This window comes from Micromonospora sp. D75 (assembly GCF_018070405.1).
Classification (GTDB): Bacteria; Actinomycetota; Actinomycetes; order Mycobacteriales; family Micromonosporaceae; genus Micromonospora; species Micromonospora chalcea.
Genome location: NZ_JAGPXV010001063.1, coordinates 1 through 954, shown reverse-complemented (window position 1 = coordinate 954; position 954 = coordinate 1). Strand labels below are relative to the sequence as shown.

1 protein-coding gene is annotated in these 954 nt (G+C 72.0%); it reads right to left on the bottom strand.

The window, feature by feature from the left end; genetic code table 11:
• Nucleotides 1-942 (bottom strand): ribonucleotide reductase N-terminal alpha domain-containing protein (locus KBX39_RS31990; protein ID WP_312247529.1); only part of this gene is annotated, 942 nt, incomplete at its 3' end.
• Nucleotides 943-954 lie beyond the last annotated feature (12 nt).

Here is a 954-nt window from a genome sequence, read left to right as displayed (position 1 = left end):
CGGCTCCAGGTAGACGCAGGCCGCGCCCTTGCGCCGGCCGCCCTGGTTGACCGCGGCCACCCCGGCGTCGAGCGTCTTGAGGAACGGCACGATGCCGTTGGACCGGCCGTTCGTGCCCCGGATCAGCGCGCCCCGGCCGCGCACCCGCGACCAGGCGATGCCGATACCGCCGGAGAACTTCGACAGCTTCGCCACCTGGTGGTAGCGCTCGTAGATCGAGTCCAGCTCGTCGCGCGGCGAGTCGACCAGGAAGCACGACGACATCTGGGTGTGCCGGGTGCCGGAGTTGAACAGCGTGGGGGAGCTGGGCAGATAGGCCAGGCTGGACATCAGCCGGTAGAAGCCGACCGCCTCGCCCGGGGTGCGGGACAGCCCGCAGGCCACCCGCAGCAGCCAGTACTGCGGCGTCTCCACCACCAGCCGCGACTGCGGGTGCCGCAGCAGGTAGCGGTCGGCCACGGTACGCAGTCCGAAGTACTCGAACCGCCTGTCGCCGTCCGGGTCCACGGCGTCGTCGAGCTTGCGGGCGTGCCGGGCGACGAACGCGGCCGTCTCGTCGCCGATCAGCCCCAGCCCGTGCGCGTACGCGATCGACTGGCTGAAGCTCGCCACGCCCTGACCGCGGACCTCCTTGTCCACGTACGCGGCCAGCAGCCTTGCCGCCAGCTTCGAGTACTGCGGCTCCTCGCCGATCAGCTCCGCCGCGGTCTGGATCGACAACCGGTCCAGCTCGGCGGTGGTCGCCCCGTCGTAGAGCCCGCTGATCGTCTTGGTGGCCACCCGTAGCGGGTCCACCTCGTCCAGGTCGGCGACCCAGCGTTCGACCGCCCGGACGATCTTGCCGACGTCCACCGGCTCGGTGTCGCCGTCCCGTTTGCGTACCCGCGTCGCGGGCCGGCGGGCCTCGGTCCCGCCGCCGGTGGCCGGCGGGCGGTCCTGCACGACTGTCAGGAC